We start from the raw sequence: 13,086 nt of genomic DNA, 5'->3' as shown, positions 1-13,086 counted from the left end.
CCCGAACCAAAGACAGTGCGCCGAAGGCGCTCAATCTGGCAACAGGCGCAGGGCTTACTTCCGCCGATTTCGCCGCCGATTCGCCCATTCAGTCGGGATCAAGATCAGCGCCGCAGCCGAGCCGATGATGGCGTCCACCCCGGGCCGCCCGAAGCTCAGCCCGAAAAGCGAGCGCAGGAAAAACAACATCAGCACGGCACCGAACGCGATCAGGACCGACGGGATCAGCCCATTATGCGTCCAGCCCCATTTTTCGAACAGATAAGCCACGATCCCTGCGATCATCAGCGAGCCGAAAAACGAAAACAGAATCATCTGATCTCTCCCAAAACCACCCCCGGCGATACCGAGGTGCCACGCAGAAACGCTGCGGCGTCTTGCCGAGCTCGACCCTCAGCCTGAAGCTCCAATATCTCGACCGCGCCATTGCCGCAGGCCACCCGCAACCCCTCCAACACCTCACCTGGGCCACCATCACCCGTCGCCACCCGGCTCCGCAAGAGTTTGATCCGCCGCCCGTCCAGCATCGTCCACGCGCCCGGAAAGGGTGACAGCCCTCGGATCAACCGATCCACCTCGACGGCCGGTTGGCCCCAATCAATACGCGCCTCGGCTTTGTCGATCTTCGCGGCATAGGTCACGCCGTCTTCGGGCTGCACCTCTGGCGTCAGCGCATCCAAACCAGCCAGCGCATCGACAATCGCCTCGGCCCCCAGAGCACTCAACCGATCATGCAATGCGCCCGTGGTCTCTTCCGCCTCAATCGGCACAGCCCGGCGCAACAAAACCGGCCCGGTATCAAGGCCCGCCTCCATCTGCATGATGCAAACCCCGGTTTCCGCATCACCCGCCATAATCGCCCGGTGGATCGGTGCCGCCCCGCGCCAGCGCGGCAAAAGGCTGGCGTGGATGTTCAGGCATCCGCGCGTCGGCGTGTCCAACACCGCCTGCGGCAGGATCAGCCCATAGGCCACAACAACGGCGACCTCAGCACCCAAAGCCGCAAACTCCGCCTGCGCTTCTGCCGATTTCAGCGAGACCGGATGCCGAACAGGCAGCCCAAGCGCCTCCGCCCGCGCCTGGACCGGCGAAGGTCGGTCTTTCTTGCCCCGCCCCGCCGGGCGCGGCGGCTGGCAATAGACCGCGACGATCTCGTGGCCCGCCGTCACCAAAGCGTCCAACACCGGCACCGAAAAATCCGGCGTTCCCATGAACACGATCTTCACGCGCGCTTCCTCGCCTTTTTCAACAGCATATCCCGCTTCACCCGGCTCAGCCGGTCAAAATACATCCGGCCATTCAGATGGTCGATCTGATGTTGAACGCTGGTCGCCCAGAGGCCCACCAAATCTTTGCGCACCCGGATACCCGCGCCGTCTATATAGCTGACCGTCACCGCCCGGGGCCGTTTGATCTCGGCATGCACACCAGGCAGGTTGGGGCTGGCCTCCACATGGGGCCGCAACTCCACACTGGCGTGCAAAATCTCCGGGTTGGCCATGCGGATCGCCTTGCCCCGCTCATCAGACGCATCAACAACCGCTAGGCGCAACATCACGCCGATCTGCGGCGCGGCCAAGCCAACGCCCGGCATCGCGTCCATGGTCTCAACCATATCATCCCAAATCGCACGGACCTCGTCCGTCACGGCCTCAACCGGGTCGCACACGGTCTGCAACCGCTTGTCCGGCCACATCACGAAGGGCTTAGCTGGCATAGTCTGCCTCCAATGCCCGACGCGCCTCGGAAGACACCCGATCAAACGTCACGATGCCATCCAGATGATCATATTCATGCTGCGCACAAATGGCCGCGAACCCGTCCAGGCGCTCTTCGCGTACCGCGCCGGTTTCGTCTGTCCAGCGCAGGATAATCCACTCCGCCCGGGTCACATCGGCGGTCACACCGGGGATCGACAAACACCCCTCCGGCCCCGTCACAACCGTCTCAGACCGCGCCACGATCTCGGGGTTGATACAGACCTGCGGATCTCGATCCCCATCTTTCCAACCCACATCCATAACGAAGAGTCGCTGCAAAACACCGATCTGCGGCGCCGCCAAGCCACGCCCCGGCGCTGCATACATCGTCTCGAGCATATCGGTCGCCAAAATCGAAACATCACCGGAAACCGGCGCACAGACCTTGCTGAGGCGCGGATCGGGCCAGAGCAGGATGGGCCGAAGGCTCACGCCTTCTCCCGCGCCAACTCGCGCTTCAGCTTGACCATTTTCCGGGTAATCATCTGCCGCTTCAGCGGGCGCAAATAGTCGATGAAGAGCTTACCATCCAAATGGTCGATCTCATGCTGCACGCAGGTCGCCCAGAGCCCGTCAAAGGTCTCGCGTTGCGCCGCCCCGTCGCGGTCCACCCATTCGACAGTTACCTCTGCCGGGCGCTCCACATCGGCATAAATCTCGGGGATCGAAAGGCAGCCCTCTTCATAGACGTTCCGCTCATCCGAGCACGCCACCACAACCGGGTTGAACATCGCCAGCGGCCGGGGCTCCGCGCCTTCTTCCTTGATGCAATCAAGTACGATCAACCGACGTCCAATACCCACTTGTGGCGCCGCCAACCCAATCCCGGGCGCAGCATACATGGTTTCCAACATGTCATCGGCCAGCGCCCGCAGCTCATCGGAGATATCGGGCACCGCGTCGGCCACCTTCTTCAGGCGCGGGTCGGGATGGATCAAAATAGGACGTTTCATGGACAGGGAGATAGGCGATCAGGAGCGCCGGGGCAACGGGCGAGCGACACCCGCCGCCGCCTTCGCGCGCCTCCCGGGCATATTTCTGAATCGAAGGCGTGAATGTAACCTTGACGTTACTTATTGCGCGCCTTATGTAACCCAAAGGTTACTTATCGCTCATGTGAAAGGAGCACCTCCATGTCCAGCAATCCCGTTGCCCGCCTGCGCCTCATCGGCAGCGCCACGATGGTTCTTCTCGTCCTCGCCGCAGTGGGCGCGTCGATCGCCTCGATCGGACCCTCGGGTCTGACCTGGGCCTGGGTGATCGGCGGTACAGCGATCGCCTATGCCGTGCTCTCGGCCATCATGCATCTGCGCCACCCGGAAGCGGCAGAGGCGGCTTGGGACGAGCAGAATACGACAGCTCATCGCGATGCTCTGATCTTCGGCTTCTGGGCCGCGCTGGTCACCTTCCTGATCTTCCTCGCCCTGGTTCTGACCGACCGAATGGATGCCCGCATGGCGTTCTTCTGGCTTGGGCCGGTCCTGGGCGCGGCACCCTCGGCACATTACCTAGGCTCGATCCTTCGGGGTCGCGCCGAATGAGCGCCAAACTGATCGTGCATCTGAAAGCCCACCGGACCGAGGCTGGCCTGACCCAGGCGGACCTGGCCGAGGCGGTGGGCGTCTCGCGCAAGACCATCAACACGATCGAAAACGGCGTCTTTACCCCCTCCACCTATCTCGCCCTTTGTCTGGCCGATGAATTGGAGGTCAGCGTGCATGACCTCTTTGCTCTGCCGGAGGACGACTAGCCCTTGCACCCCGGCACCGCATCGCTAGCTTAGCGCGCGGATATCGGAGGGACAGACATGTCATTTGACGAGATTATCGATCGCCGTGGTTCTCATTGCGTGAAATGGGACATGATGGAACAGCTTTATGGCGTTGACCCGGAAACAGGCATCGCCATGTGGGTCGCCGATATGGATTTCCGCCCACCGACCTGCGTCCAAGATGCCGTGCAGGCGATGGTCGATCACGGGGTCTATGGCTATTTCGGCGATGACAGCAAATACCGGGCCGCCATCTGCTGGTGGATGGAAAACCGCCACGGCTGGAAGATCGAGCCGGATTGGATTTTCACCACCCATGGGCTGGTCAACGGCACCGCCATGTGCCTCGACGCCTATACGCAGCCGGGCGATGGCATCGTCTTGATGACCCCGGTTTATCATGCTTTCGCCAAGGTGATCCGCGCGGCGGGTCGGGAGCTTGTCGAATGCGAAATGATCAATGCTGATGGCCGCTATGAATTGAACATCGACGCGTGGGATGCGCAGATGACCGGCAATGAGCGGATGCTGATCCTCTGCTCGCCGCATAACCCTGGCGGGCGCGTCTGGACCCGCGCCGAGCTACAGGCGCTGGCCGCCTTTGCGAAGCGCCACGAGTTGCTGATCGTCTCCGACGAAATCCACCACGACCTGGTCATGCCTGGCCACAAACACATCCCGATGGCGCAGATCGAAGGCATCACCGACCGGCTGATCATGATGACGGCGGTCACCAAGACCTTCAACATCGCGGGTTCCCACGTGGGCAATGTGATCATCGAAGACCCTGACCTGCGGGCGCAGTTCAGCGCTCGGATGATGGCCATGGGTATGTCGCCGAACTCCTTCGGGCTCTTCATGGCGACGGCGGCCTACTCTCCCGCGGGGGCCGAATGGGTGGATCAACTGATCCCCTATTTGGCCGAAAACGCCCGTATCTTCGACGAAGGCATCAATGCGATTCCGGGCCTGCATTCGATGGCATTGGAAAGCACCTATCTGGCCTGGGTCGATTTCGCCAGCACCGGGATGGAGATGGCGGAGTTCACCCGCCGCACCGCTAAGGATGCCGGGATTGCGGTCAACCATGGACCAACCTTTGGCAAAGGCGGCGAAGACTTCCTCCGCTTCAATATTGCCGCGCCTCGGTCGGTGATCGAGGATGCGGTACGGCGCATGCAGGCTGCTTTCGGGGACTTGCAGTAGACGCCGCAGCGCATCCGTTTACCGAGCTTGCCCAACGCGACGAGTGGCGTTTGTTATCCGCGTTACCCGTCGCGCCCCGGTTCGTTCGGATTGCTGGCGAACAATGCAATCTTGTTGCCTTGAGGGTCGCGAAGGTAGCCAACATAAAAGCGCGGTCCATAGGAGTCGCGGAAACCCGGTTGGCCCTCGTCGGAGCCGCCTGCGGCAAGGGCGGCGGCGTGTAGGTCACGGACCTGCTGCTGACTGCGTGCCTCAAACGCGATCATCACACCGTTTCCGGCCGACGCCGGGTGTCCATCGAAGGGCGTCTTGATGTAGAGGTCCGGCAGAGCGACCGACTGACTCGGTTGCGTGCGGAGCGTGCAGCTTAGGCCATCAGCCCGCTCCTCCAACTCGTAATCAAGCGCTGGCAGGAACGCCGCGTAAAACCGTTTCGCCCGTGCGATGTCATCTGCGCCGATGGTGACGTAAGCAATCATGCGACGCGGTCCTTTCAACAAGTCTGGTCATAGCAGCGAGATAGCCGCCGCGCCATGTTAGGCCAGCATACAACCCTGCTCAACAGACGCCCCTTTGTTGAACGCGCCTCCAAAGCCGAGACTGGTGCAATTGGAGCGAACGCTCATCTTGCTCTGCATAGCTCCAGGCTCAAGATTGGCTGCCAGCGCACCCGCAACCGCGCTGGCGATCATCATGCCGCGCCGCAGCACTTGCGCCCACCCGCGCAATATCCTACGCCTCAGATCACGCTAAACGACACATCCTTGCGCCAAAGGGAATCGCCTCATGAGCTTCCGCCTGCAACCCCACCCCGTCGCCCGCCCCAATCGATGCCAATTGTTCGGCCCGGGCTCCAACACCAAGCTGTTTGAAAAGATGGCGGCAAGCGCGGCAGATGTGATCAATCTCGATCTGGAGGACAGCGTCGCGCCGGATGATAAGGCACAGGCCCGCGCCAATGTGATCCAAGCGATTGGCGAGGTGGATTGGGGCAACAAGACGCTGAGCGTGCGGATCAATGGGCTCGACACGCCCTATTGGTATCGCGACGTGGTCGATCTTCTGGAACAGGCCGATGAACGGCTAGATCAGATCATGATCCCCAAGGTTGGCTGCGCAGCGGATATCTATGCGGTCGACGCGCTGGTCACGGCGATTGAAGCCGCGAAGGGACGCCGCAAGCCGATCAGCTTTGAGGTGATCATCGAAAGCGCCGCTGGCATCGCTCATGTGGAAGAAATCGCCGCCGCCTCGCCCCGCCTCCAAGCCATGTCGCTCGGCGCGGCAGATTTCGCAGCCTCGATGGGGATGCAGACCACTGGCATCGGCGGCACCCAAGAAAACTACTACGTGCTGCATGGCGAGACGCGCCATTATTCAGACCCCTGGCATTGGGCGCAGACCGCGATTGTCGCCGCCTGCCGCACCCATGGCGTGCTGCCGGTCGATGGGCCGTTCGGCGATTTTTCCGACGATGACGGCTACCGCGCCCAGGCCCGGCGCTCCGCAACGCTTGGGATGGTTGGCAAATGGGCGATCCACCCCAAGCAGATTGCGCTCGCCAATGAGGTCTTCACCCCGTCCGACGAAGCGGTTGCCGAGGCCCGCGAGATCTTGGCCGCCATGGAAGAGGCCAAGAAATCGGGGGCTGGGGCCACGGTCTACAAAGGTCGGCTGGTCGATATCGCCTCGATCAAACAGGCCGAGGTGATCGTAAAACAATCCGAGATGATTGCCGGCTGACCAGCCTCACCCGGCGATTGGGATCAGAAGCCGCGTCCGCAAATCTTCGGGGGCGGTGAACTCCGGATCATTGAGATACATCTCCGCCGAGGGGCCGTCGGCCGGAACAAACCCCGCAGCGCCCATCCCTGTCTGACGAAACCACATCCAGGATTCAGGCAGACCCGCATAAGGCCCGGCATGGAGCAGTTCCGCATATCGCCCAGCGGGCAGGACAACGCGGTCAAACCCGTCGGGCAGCGGTGCCTCCGCCGGGAAAACGCAGGCCGCGTGGGAGCGGAGCGCAGGTTCTGCAACCGCCCCAGGACTGTTGTGATAGATCGCCGCCCAGGCGCCGGAGCGATCCCAAAGGGCCTCAGCGGTCAACTGATCCGCAAGGCGTTGAAACGCCTGCCCAATCCCGGCATGGCTTCCGGCATGTGGCACGCCGATTAGGGACAGCTCAGCGGCCTCGGTCACAATCTCAATCTCGGGCATAGATCGGTCTCCTATTTCAGCGGCACACAAACATCGGTCAGAAGCTCGTCCGGCGCTGTGTCTTGCGGGTTGTTCAGATAGACTTCGATCGGCGGGTGATCCCCAAGCTCTTCGCCGGAGTTTGGCACCCAGACGCCATACATATGCTTATACGCCGCCGCGAGGCCGGAATACGGCCCTTTGTAATGCATCACCGCGTAGCGCCCCTGAGGCAGACGCACATCCTCAAGCGGGGCATCTATGGTCATTGCGTCGTCAACCACGACACCAGCCAAACTTCGGAGATCCGGAGCCGCGGTCGCCTCGGGGTCGTCATAATACACACCGACCATACCGGTGATATGCGGCCAAAGGCTGCGAGAGGTCGCAAGCGCGGCCACACTCTCGAAGGCCTTCCCAATTTCGGCATAGGGTCCCTGGTGCGACACAGCGGCCAAACGGCGGGTCGGTTGGTTCATGATTTCAATGGGGTACACAGGATAGTCTCCTTGTCCAGCGTTCTGAAGAGGTGGCAACATCTCGCCACGGGTTCTGAACGCTCCAGGGGTCATGCCATGGGCCGCCTGAAAGGCCCGGCTGAAGCTGGGAAGACTGGGATACCCGACATCGGCAGCCACCTGTTTCAGCGGTCGGTCGCTCTGCACCAACCAGACAGCCGCCCGATGCAACCGCACCCGGCGCACGGCTTGGGCGCAGGTTTCGCCCGTCATTGCCCGAAACACCCGGTGCCAATGGAACCGACTCATCGCCGCCACATCGGCGAGCGTGTCGAGTGACAAATCGCCCGCAGGGTGCTCATAGATATAGGCCAGTACCCTCAGCAGCCGATCTTCATAGCTTGCCATGTTGTGACAGCCTCCTGTTGCGTTCCGAGCCCTTATGCGTCGACCCCGGTTCGCAAATCTTGCGGTATTGCGGCGGCGATGGCGATGCCCGCTTGGCAAGCGGCGCCAAAGACAGGCAGGAACCGGGTCTCACACAGCAGAGAGGAGCAGATTATGACGCTGAGAGATCGCAAAATCACCTGTATTGGCACAATTGAGCAGGAGGCAAGTGGCGCGGAATTGCGCGTCGCGGAAGCCTATCGCGCGGGTTTGCGCGGCCTCGGTGCATTCAGCCACGCTGTCATTCTGTGGTGGGCACATGAAACCAAGGCGGCCGCGCGACAGACATTGGTGTTGCCACGGCCCTACACCGGCAGCAGCGGGAACGTCGGTGTCTTCGCCACACGCTCCGAAGCTCGGATCAACCCGATCGGGCTCTCAGTGATCGAAATCGCGGGTTTGGATGAGACGGCAGGCATCCTTCGCACCCATTGGATCGACACATTGCCGGGCACGCCCCTTGTCGATATCAAACCCTATTTCCCGGCTTCGGATCGGGTGGAGATGGCCGCAATGCCAGACTGGGCAGCGGGGTGGCCGCAGAGCCTGGAGGCATCGGCCGATTTCGACTGGGAGGCCGCCTTCAAATAGACCACGGCATTGCATACCCAAGCAGCCAGCGTCATATAACTGCCAGCAAAAGCGTAGGACGATCCACATGAACTACCTCGATTTTGAAAAACCCCTCGCCGAGATCGAAGGCAAGGCAGAAGAGTTGCGCGCCCTGGCGCGCCAGAACGAGGAGATGGATGTCGAGGAAGAGGCCAAAGCGCTCGACAAAAAGGCCGCCGATATGCTGGTGGAGCTTTATCGCGACTTGACGCCGTGGCGGAAATGCCAAGTGGCGCGCCACCCTGACCGGCCCCATTGCCGCGACTATATCGACGCGCTTTTCACCGAATACACCCCGCTGGCAGGTGATCGGAATTTCGCTGATGATCATGCGGTGATGGGCGGGCTGGCGCGGTTCAACGACACACCCGTCGTGGTGATTGGCCATGAGAAGGGCCATGACACCAAGACCCGGATCGAGCGGAATTTCGGCATGGCGCGGCCCGAGGGCTATCGCAAAGCCGTGCGCCTGATGGAGATGGCGGATCGGTTTGGCCTGCCGGTCGTGACGCTGGTCGACACGCCCGGCGCCTATCCGGGCAAAGGCGCCGAAGAGCGCGGGCAATCGGAGGCCATCGCGCGGAGCACTGAGAAATGCCTGCAAATCAAGGTGCCGCTGATCTCCGTCATCATTGGCGAGGGCGGCTCTGGCGGGGCTGTGGCCTTTGCGACCGCCGATAAGCTGGCCATGTTGGAACACTCGATCTATTCGGTGATCTCACCCGAAGGTTGCGCCTCAATCCTTTGGAAAGATGCCGAGAAGATGCGCGAAGCCGCCGAAGCGCTGCGGCTCACCGCGCAAGACCTCCAGCGCCTTGGCGTCGCCGATCACATCATCCGAGAACCTGCCGGCGGCGCACAGCGTGACCGGGACGCGACGATCACCGCTGTCGGCAAAGCGATCGAAAGCCTTTTAGCCGAGATGGACGGGCAGAACGGCAAAGCGCTCGTGAAAGCGCGCCGGAAGAAATACCTGGATATGGGCTCGAAAGGTCTGGCCGCGTGATCACGCGCCGGGCCGTCCTCGGCGGTCTTATCACGAGTTGCCTCGCCTCGATGGGGCAGGCGGGGTTGGAGCGCAATGCGATGACACCCGTTTCAGAGCTAGATTGGACTTATCTGGCCGACACTGTGATGGGCGGCGTCTCAGAAGGCCAAGCCCAGATCGAAGATGGGGCCATCCGCCTGATCGGCACCGTCTCAACAGCCAATCGCGGCGGCTTTATTCAGGTCCGGACAACGCTGACGGATGGCCTACCGCCCGATACCGCAGCGCTACGTCTTCAAGTTCGCGGCAATGGGGCGCGGTATTTCCTCCATCTGCGCACGACCCGCACGCGCCTGCCCTGGCAGTTTTATCAAGCCGGGTTCGAGGCCGGGCCCGATTGGTCAGATATCAGCCTGCCGCTTTCCGCGTTCACACCGCAAGGTCAGTTGCTGTCGAGAGACCTGAGACCAGAGGAGGTCCGCTCCATCGGGTTGGCGGCCTATGGGCAAGATTATGTCGCCGATGTCTCGCTGCGCGCTCTTGGCATCGGCTGAGTGCGCCGTCACCACATCCGCGTCTTGGCATATTCCGCATAGCCGCTGTCATAGTTCTCGGCATCGAAATCCGCCTGCATTTCTTTGACGAACTGGCCCGCGCTTGGAATCCCCGCGCTGTCATCACCGCGTGTCCAAAGGCCGGACCGCATGATCGCCTTGGCGCATTGGAAATAGATCTCCTCAGGCGTCACCACGATCACGGTTTTGGGCTGCTTTCTGCGTTGCTCAAATTGCCCTGTGACGGCTGTATCCGCAGTCAGCACGGCGCGCCCGTTCACCCGCACCACATTGTTGGACCCCGGCACCATGAACATCAGGCTCACCCGCCCGTCGCGAACGATGTTGCGTAAGCTGTCGATCCGATTGTTCCCGCGCCAATCCGGTAGGAGCAACGTCTTGTCATCCGCAATCCGCACCACGGGGCCATCATCACCCCGCGGACTGCCATCGGTGCCTTCGGGTCCAACCGTGGTCAGGACGCAGAACCGCGAGGCCTCGATCCACTGCCGATAGAGCGGCGTCACACGCTTCGCGACTTTGGTCAGAGAGGCGGGCACCGGCGCGTCATAGATCGCTTCCAGGGCGGCGATGTCATCAATCGTGTCCATCAGTCTCTCCGAAATCCGACCTCGTCCAGCAGCGCATTGCTGGCCGTTTCCACTTCTGTCTCCAGCCGCGCCATGAATGCCTCTTTGCTCAAACCCGGCTCGATCCGGGGCAGAAACTCCACCACAGCCACACCCGGTTTGCGGGTGATCCCATGTTTCGGCCAGAAGGCACCGACATTCGCCGCCACCGGCACGCAGGGCTGTTCCATTTGCTCATAAAGCGCACCGGTGCCGATCTTGTAAGGTCTGTAGTCCCCTGGCGCGACGCGGGTCCCCTGCGGGTAGATGATGAGTTGGCCGCCCTCTTGCTGGCCACTCCGCACGTCTTCCAACATCTTCTTGATCGCCGCACCGCGCTTGCCCCGGTTCACCGGAACGCAACCGATGCGGAGCGCGTATTGGCCCAAGATCGGTGCGAACATCAAAATCCGCTTCATGATGAATTTGCCGCGCGGCACTGCGTTGTAAATCATCATGATGTCGAGAAACGACTGGTGTTTCGCCGCGATCATTACCTCATCGGTGGGGATCTCGCCCCGTACCTCAACTTTGAGGCCAACCATCCAACCCAATGTCCAGAACACCCACCGGCAATAGGCGTGACAGGCGGCGTGGGCACCTGCGGGGCTAAAAAGCGCCCAGGGCAAGTAGACGACCGCCAGAACTGGCATGGCCAAATACATCTGCCCGATAAAGATCAAAGATCGGAGCCATTGGATCATCTGAGCCCCCTTAAAGTCCGAAACGCGGCAATCCGAGTCGCCCAGAACGCCGTCACCGCCGCCAGGATCGGCACGGTGAGTGGCCAGAGCCAGTGCACACCGGCAAAACCAAGACCCGTAAGGAACGCTTCATCATCGCCAGCGCGCGGCAGGAGCGCCACCGCAACCATGCCCGCACCTGTCCCCACTGCCGCCCCCATCAAAGCACGCAAGGTGAAGCGCCGCACGAAGGCCCGCGCGATGTAATTGTCCTTCGCCCCGACCAGGCGCATGACGGTGATCACACTCTGGTTCGCAGCCAGAGCCGAACCCGCCGCCAGGGTGATCAACGCGGCCGTCGAGGCCAGGATCAGACCCATCGCCACCCAGCCCAACATCCGCAGCCGGTTCGCCGCCTCGACCAGCGGACGACGCCATCTTGTATGATCATCCAAAACCGCGCCTGGCGCTTCAGCCGCCAAACGTTGACGCAAACCCTCCGCGTCATAGCCCGCTTCGGTCTCGATCACTTCAACCAAGCGCGGGATCGGCAGATCGGCCACCGGCAGATCAGGCCCAAACCAAGGCTCCAAAAGCGCGCGTTGTTCCTCATCGGTCAGGGCCCGCGCGCTATCCACGCCCGGCGTTTGTTCTAGAACTGTCAAAACGGCCCAGGTCTGCGCTTCCAATTCCGCGACCGGGGCGGAAATTCGGATTGTGGAACTGCGCGCCAGCGCGTCTGACCATCGATCCGCCAAGCGGCCCGCCGCGAGAGACAGCGCCATCGCGAAGACTGCCAAGAATGCCATCGCGCCTGCGGTAAACAGGGTCAACCGGGCAGAGTACCCCGAAGGCGGCACAACACGGTCCGCTTGGCTATCGCCCTGCAGCAGAGCCAGCACACGGTTCATAAATCCGCCCCCGCCAATTGCAGACGCCCATCGCCGATCCGCAGAACACGCGCGGAGACCTGCGCTTTGGCCGCCCGGATCAGCGATAGATCATGCGTCGCGATCAGCACGGTTTTGCCCATCTTGTTAAGTCGACCAAAAGCGTCAGCAGTCGCAGCGACATCTCCCAATCCACATTGCCTGTGGGCTCGTCGGCCAAAATCACATCCGGATCCATGATCACGGCGCGGGCCAGCGCCGCGCGTTGCCGTTCCCCGCCCGAGAGCTCCGGCGGCAACGCATCGGCGCGCGCGCGCAGCCCGACCCAACCGATCAGCTCTTCCAGATTGGCCGCTTCTTCGCCGGTCTGCCGGTTCGAGACGGTCAGCGGCAGGGCGATATTCTCCGACACCGGCAAATGGTCGAGAAACTGGCAATCCTGATGCACCACGCCAATCCGCTGCCGCGCCAAGGCGATCTCATCGCGGGCCATGGTCTTGGCCTCTTGCTCAAACAGCTTCACCGACCCGCCCGTGGGCAGCAACTCCGCATAGCACAGCTTGAGAAAGGTGGTCTTGCCCGCGCCTGATGGGCCGGTCAAGAAATGGAACGATCCCGGCGCCAGACGCAAGCTGATCTCAGACAGAAGAGGCTCGGCCCCATAGCCGTATGCCGCATCCTCCAATTCGATCACGATCCCTGCCCCCTGCAACCTCGCTCCCCCCTCATGCCTCAGGCGAGGCAAGGTTGCAATTGGCACAGATATACAATCACTTGGAAACAGTGCCGTAGATTGATAGATATTGTGATAGATAACGATAAGGGCAGTGGCGCGAAGGCGTGGCGGAAACGGGGTAGTGATGCGGCTGACATGTCCCAATTGCAGCGC

General features: G+C 61.7%; 18 protein-coding genes and 1 pseudogene. 7 read left to right on the top strand and 12 right to left on the bottom strand.

What is annotated here, in order from left to right:
• Positions 1 to 54 precede the first annotated feature (54 nt).
• From QTA57_RS06965 to def (QTA57_RS06945), 5 genes are read right to left on the bottom strand one after another with little or no spacing between them, the layout of a single operon-like run.
• Complete coding sequence (locus tag QTA57_RS06965; protein ID WP_145214781.1) at positions 55 to 315, bottom strand: hypothetical protein; 261 nt, start codon at positions 313 to 315, stop codon at positions 55 to 57.
• Positions 312 to 1,226 carry a methionyl-tRNA formyltransferase gene (fmt, locus tag QTA57_RS06960; RefSeq protein WP_290154255.1) on the bottom strand — a complete coding sequence of 305 codons (915 nt, stop codon included), beginning with the start codon at positions 1,224 to 1,226 and terminating at the stop codon, positions 312 to 314. Before fmt ends, QTA57_RS06965 begins: the two co-directional genes overlap by 4 nt.
• Entirely contained in the window at positions 1,223 to 1,717 is a 495-nt protein-coding gene (def, locus tag QTA57_RS06955; protein WP_290154253.1) for a peptide deformylase, read from the bottom strand. Before def (QTA57_RS06955) ends, fmt begins: the two co-directional genes overlap by 4 nt.
• Positions 1,707 to 2,192, bottom strand: a complete 486-nt coding sequence (gene def / locus QTA57_RS06950; protein WP_290154252.1) for a peptide deformylase — start codon at positions 2,190 to 2,192, stop codon at positions 1,707 to 1,709. Before def (QTA57_RS06950) ends, def (QTA57_RS06955) begins: the two co-directional genes overlap by 11 nt.
• Positions 2,189 to 2,713: a peptide deformylase gene (gene def / locus QTA57_RS06945; protein WP_290154251.1), complete on the bottom strand. Its 525-nt coding sequence runs from the start codon at positions 2,711 to 2,713 to the stop codon at positions 2,189 to 2,191. Before def (QTA57_RS06945) ends, def (QTA57_RS06950) begins: the two co-directional genes overlap by 4 nt.
• A 180-nt stretch (positions 2,714 to 2,893) precedes the next feature.
• On the opposite strand from def (QTA57_RS06945), the gene QTA57_RS06940 reads away from it, so the two are divergent.
• The 3 genes from QTA57_RS06940 to QTA57_RS06930 are packed head-to-tail and all read left to right on the top strand — an operon-like array spanning position 2,894 to position 4,737.
• Positions 2,894 to 3,301 (top strand): hypothetical protein, encoded by a 408-nt coding sequence (locus tag QTA57_RS06940; RefSeq protein ID WP_290154250.1) that lies wholly within the window; start codon positions 2,894 to 2,896, stop codon positions 3,299 to 3,301.
• On the top strand, positions 3,298 to 3,510 hold the full coding sequence (locus tag QTA57_RS06935; protein WP_145214768.1) for a helix-turn-helix transcriptional regulator: 213 nt from the start codon (positions 3,298 to 3,300) through the stop codon (positions 3,508 to 3,510). The genes QTA57_RS06940 and QTA57_RS06935 overlap by 4 nt, the downstream gene beginning before the upstream one ends.
• A 57-nt stretch (positions 3,511 to 3,567) precedes the next feature.
• Positions 3,568 to 4,737, top strand: a complete 1,170-nt coding sequence (locus tag QTA57_RS06930) for a MalY/PatB family protein (RefSeq protein WP_290154248.1) — start codon at positions 3,568 to 3,570, stop codon at positions 4,735 to 4,737.
• 62 nt (positions 4,738 to 4,799) lie between these two features.
• Here QTA57_RS06930 and QTA57_RS06925 read toward each other — a convergent pair whose 3' ends face one another.
• On the bottom strand, positions 4,800 to 5,216 hold the full coding sequence (locus QTA57_RS06925; RefSeq protein WP_290154246.1) for a VOC family protein: 417 nt from the start codon (positions 5,214 to 5,216) through the stop codon (positions 4,800 to 4,802).
• A gap of 307 nt (positions 5,217 to 5,523) precedes the next feature.
• Between QTA57_RS06925 and QTA57_RS06920 the strand changes: the two genes are divergently transcribed.
• Positions 5,524 to 6,480, top strand: a complete 957-nt coding sequence (locus QTA57_RS06920; RefSeq protein ID WP_290154245.1) for an L-malyl-CoA/beta-methylmalyl-CoA lyase — start codon at positions 5,524 to 5,526, stop codon at positions 6,478 to 6,480.
• Positions 6,481 to 6,486: 6 nt separating this feature from the next.
• On the opposite strand, the gene QTA57_RS06915 is transcribed toward QTA57_RS06920, so the two are convergent.
• Both QTA57_RS06915 and QTA57_RS06910 read right to left on the bottom strand, forming a co-directional pair.
• Positions 6,487 to 6,957: an AraC family transcriptional regulator gene (locus QTA57_RS06915; protein WP_290154244.1), complete on the bottom strand. Its 471-nt coding sequence runs from the start codon at positions 6,955 to 6,957 to the stop codon at positions 6,487 to 6,489.
• An 11-nt stretch (positions 6,958 to 6,968) separates the two neighbouring features.
• The gene (locus tag QTA57_RS06910; protein ID WP_290154243.1) at positions 6,969 to 7,802 is read right to left on the bottom strand and encodes an AraC family transcriptional regulator; all 834 of its coding nucleotides are present in this window, start codon (positions 7,800 to 7,802) and stop codon (positions 6,969 to 6,971) included.
• 153 nt (positions 7,803 to 7,955) lie between these two features.
• On the opposite strand from QTA57_RS06910, the gene QTA57_RS06905 reads away from it, so the two are divergent.
• From QTA57_RS06905 to QTA57_RS06895, 3 genes are all read left to right on the top strand, one after another.
• A complete protein-coding gene (locus QTA57_RS06905; RefSeq protein ID WP_290154242.1) occupies positions 7,956 to 8,432 on the top strand; it encodes a TrmO family methyltransferase domain-containing protein in 477 nt (158 codons plus the stop codon).
• A 67-nt stretch (positions 8,433 to 8,499) separates the two neighbouring features.
• Positions 8,500 to 9,459 (top strand): acetyl-CoA carboxylase carboxyltransferase subunit alpha, encoded by a 960-nt coding sequence (locus tag QTA57_RS06900; protein WP_171560406.1) that lies wholly within the window; start codon positions 8,500 to 8,502, stop codon positions 9,457 to 9,459.
• A complete protein-coding gene (locus QTA57_RS06895; RefSeq protein ID WP_290154240.1) occupies positions 9,456 to 9,995 on the top strand; it encodes a CIA30 family protein in 540 nt (179 codons plus the stop codon). The genes QTA57_RS06900 and QTA57_RS06895 overlap by 4 nt, the downstream gene beginning before the upstream one ends.
• Positions 9,996 to 10,003: 8 nt before the next feature.
• On the opposite strand, the gene QTA57_RS06890 is transcribed toward QTA57_RS06895, so the two are convergent.
• The 4 genes and pseudogenes from QTA57_RS06890 to QTA57_RS06875 form a co-directional block, all read right to left on the bottom strand.
• Positions 10,004 to 10,606 carry a pyridoxamine 5'-phosphate oxidase family protein gene (locus QTA57_RS06890; protein WP_290154239.1) on the bottom strand — a complete coding sequence of 201 codons (603 nt, stop codon included), beginning with the start codon at positions 10,604 to 10,606 and terminating at the stop codon, positions 10,004 to 10,006.
• On the bottom strand, positions 10,606 to 11,328 hold the full coding sequence (locus tag QTA57_RS06885; RefSeq protein WP_290154238.1) for a lysophospholipid acyltransferase family protein: 723 nt from the start codon (positions 11,326 to 11,328) through the stop codon (positions 10,606 to 10,608). The genes QTA57_RS06890 and QTA57_RS06885 overlap by 1 nt, the downstream gene beginning before the upstream one ends.
• A complete protein-coding gene (locus QTA57_RS06880) occupies positions 11,325 to 12,218 on the bottom strand; it encodes a cell division protein FtsX (RefSeq protein ID WP_171560395.1) in 894 nt (297 codons plus the stop codon). Before QTA57_RS06880 ends, QTA57_RS06885 begins: the two co-directional genes overlap by 4 nt.
• A pseudogene (locus QTA57_RS06875) lies at positions 12,215 to 12,891 on the bottom strand (cell division ATP-binding protein FtsE). The gene QTA57_RS06880 and the pseudogene QTA57_RS06875 overlap by 4 nt, the downstream one beginning before the upstream one ends.
• Between the last annotated feature and the right edge of the window lie 195 nt (positions 12,892 to 13,086).

It is taken from the genome of Fontisubflavum oceani (assembly GCF_030407165.1).
Lineage (GTDB): Bacteria > Pseudomonadota > Alphaproteobacteria > Rhodobacterales > Rhodobacteraceae > Rhodophyticola > Rhodophyticola oceani.
Note: the sequence above shows the minus strand (reverse complement) of the source record. Positions and strands in the feature narration are given on the sequence as shown.

Bases quoted from the DNA above. Each gene is read 5' to 3' on its own strand.
- QTA57_RS06965 (WP_145214781.1), bottom strand. From the start codon at position 315: ATGATTCTGTTTTCGTTTTTCGGCTCGCTGATGATCGCAGGGATCGTG.
- def (WP_290154253.1), bottom strand. From the start codon at position 1,717: ATGCCAGCTAAGCCCTTCGTGATGTGGCCGGACAAGCGGTTGCAGACC.
- def (WP_290154251.1), bottom strand. From the start codon at position 2,713: ATGAAACGTCCTATTTTGATCCATCCCGACCCGCGCCTGAAGAAGGTG.
- QTA57_RS06940 (WP_290154250.1), top strand. From the start codon at position 2,894: ATGTCCAGCAATCCCGTTGCCCGCCTGCGCCTCATCGGCAGCGCCACG.
- QTA57_RS06935 (WP_145214768.1), top strand. From the start codon at position 3,298: ATGAGCGCCAAACTGATCGTGCATCTGAAAGCCCACCGGACCGAGGCT.
- QTA57_RS06930 (WP_290154248.1), top strand. From the start codon at position 3,568: ATGTCATTTGACGAGATTATCGATCGCCGTGGTTCTCATTGCGTGAAA.
- QTA57_RS06925 (WP_290154246.1), bottom strand. From the start codon at position 5,216: ATGATTGCTTACGTCACCATCGGCGCAGATGACATCGCACGGGCGAAA.
- QTA57_RS06920 (WP_290154245.1), top strand. From the start codon at position 5,524: ATGAGCTTCCGCCTGCAACCCCACCCCGTCGCCCGCCCCAATCGATGC.
- QTA57_RS06915 (WP_290154244.1), bottom strand. From the start codon at position 6,957: ATGCCCGAGATTGAGATTGTGACCGAGGCCGCTGAGCTGTCCCTAATC.
- QTA57_RS06910 (WP_290154243.1), bottom strand. From the start codon at position 7,802: ATGGCAAGCTATGAAGATCGGCTGCTGAGGGTACTGGCCTATATCTAT.
- QTA57_RS06905 (WP_290154242.1), top strand. From the start codon at position 7,956: ATGACGCTGAGAGATCGCAAAATCACCTGTATTGGCACAATTGAGCAG.
- QTA57_RS06900 (WP_171560406.1), top strand. From the start codon at position 8,500: ATGAACTACCTCGATTTTGAAAAACCCCTCGCCGAGATCGAAGGCAAG.
- QTA57_RS06890 (WP_290154239.1), bottom strand. From the start codon at position 10,606: ATGGACACGATTGATGACATCGCCGCCCTGGAAGCGATCTATGACGCG.
- QTA57_RS06885 (WP_290154238.1), bottom strand. From the start codon at position 11,328: ATGATCCAATGGCTCCGATCTTTGATCTTTATCGGGCAGATGTATTTG.
- QTA57_RS06880 (WP_171560395.1), bottom strand. From the start codon at position 12,218: ATGAACCGTGTGCTGGCTCTGCTGCAGGGCGATAGCCAAGCGGACCGT.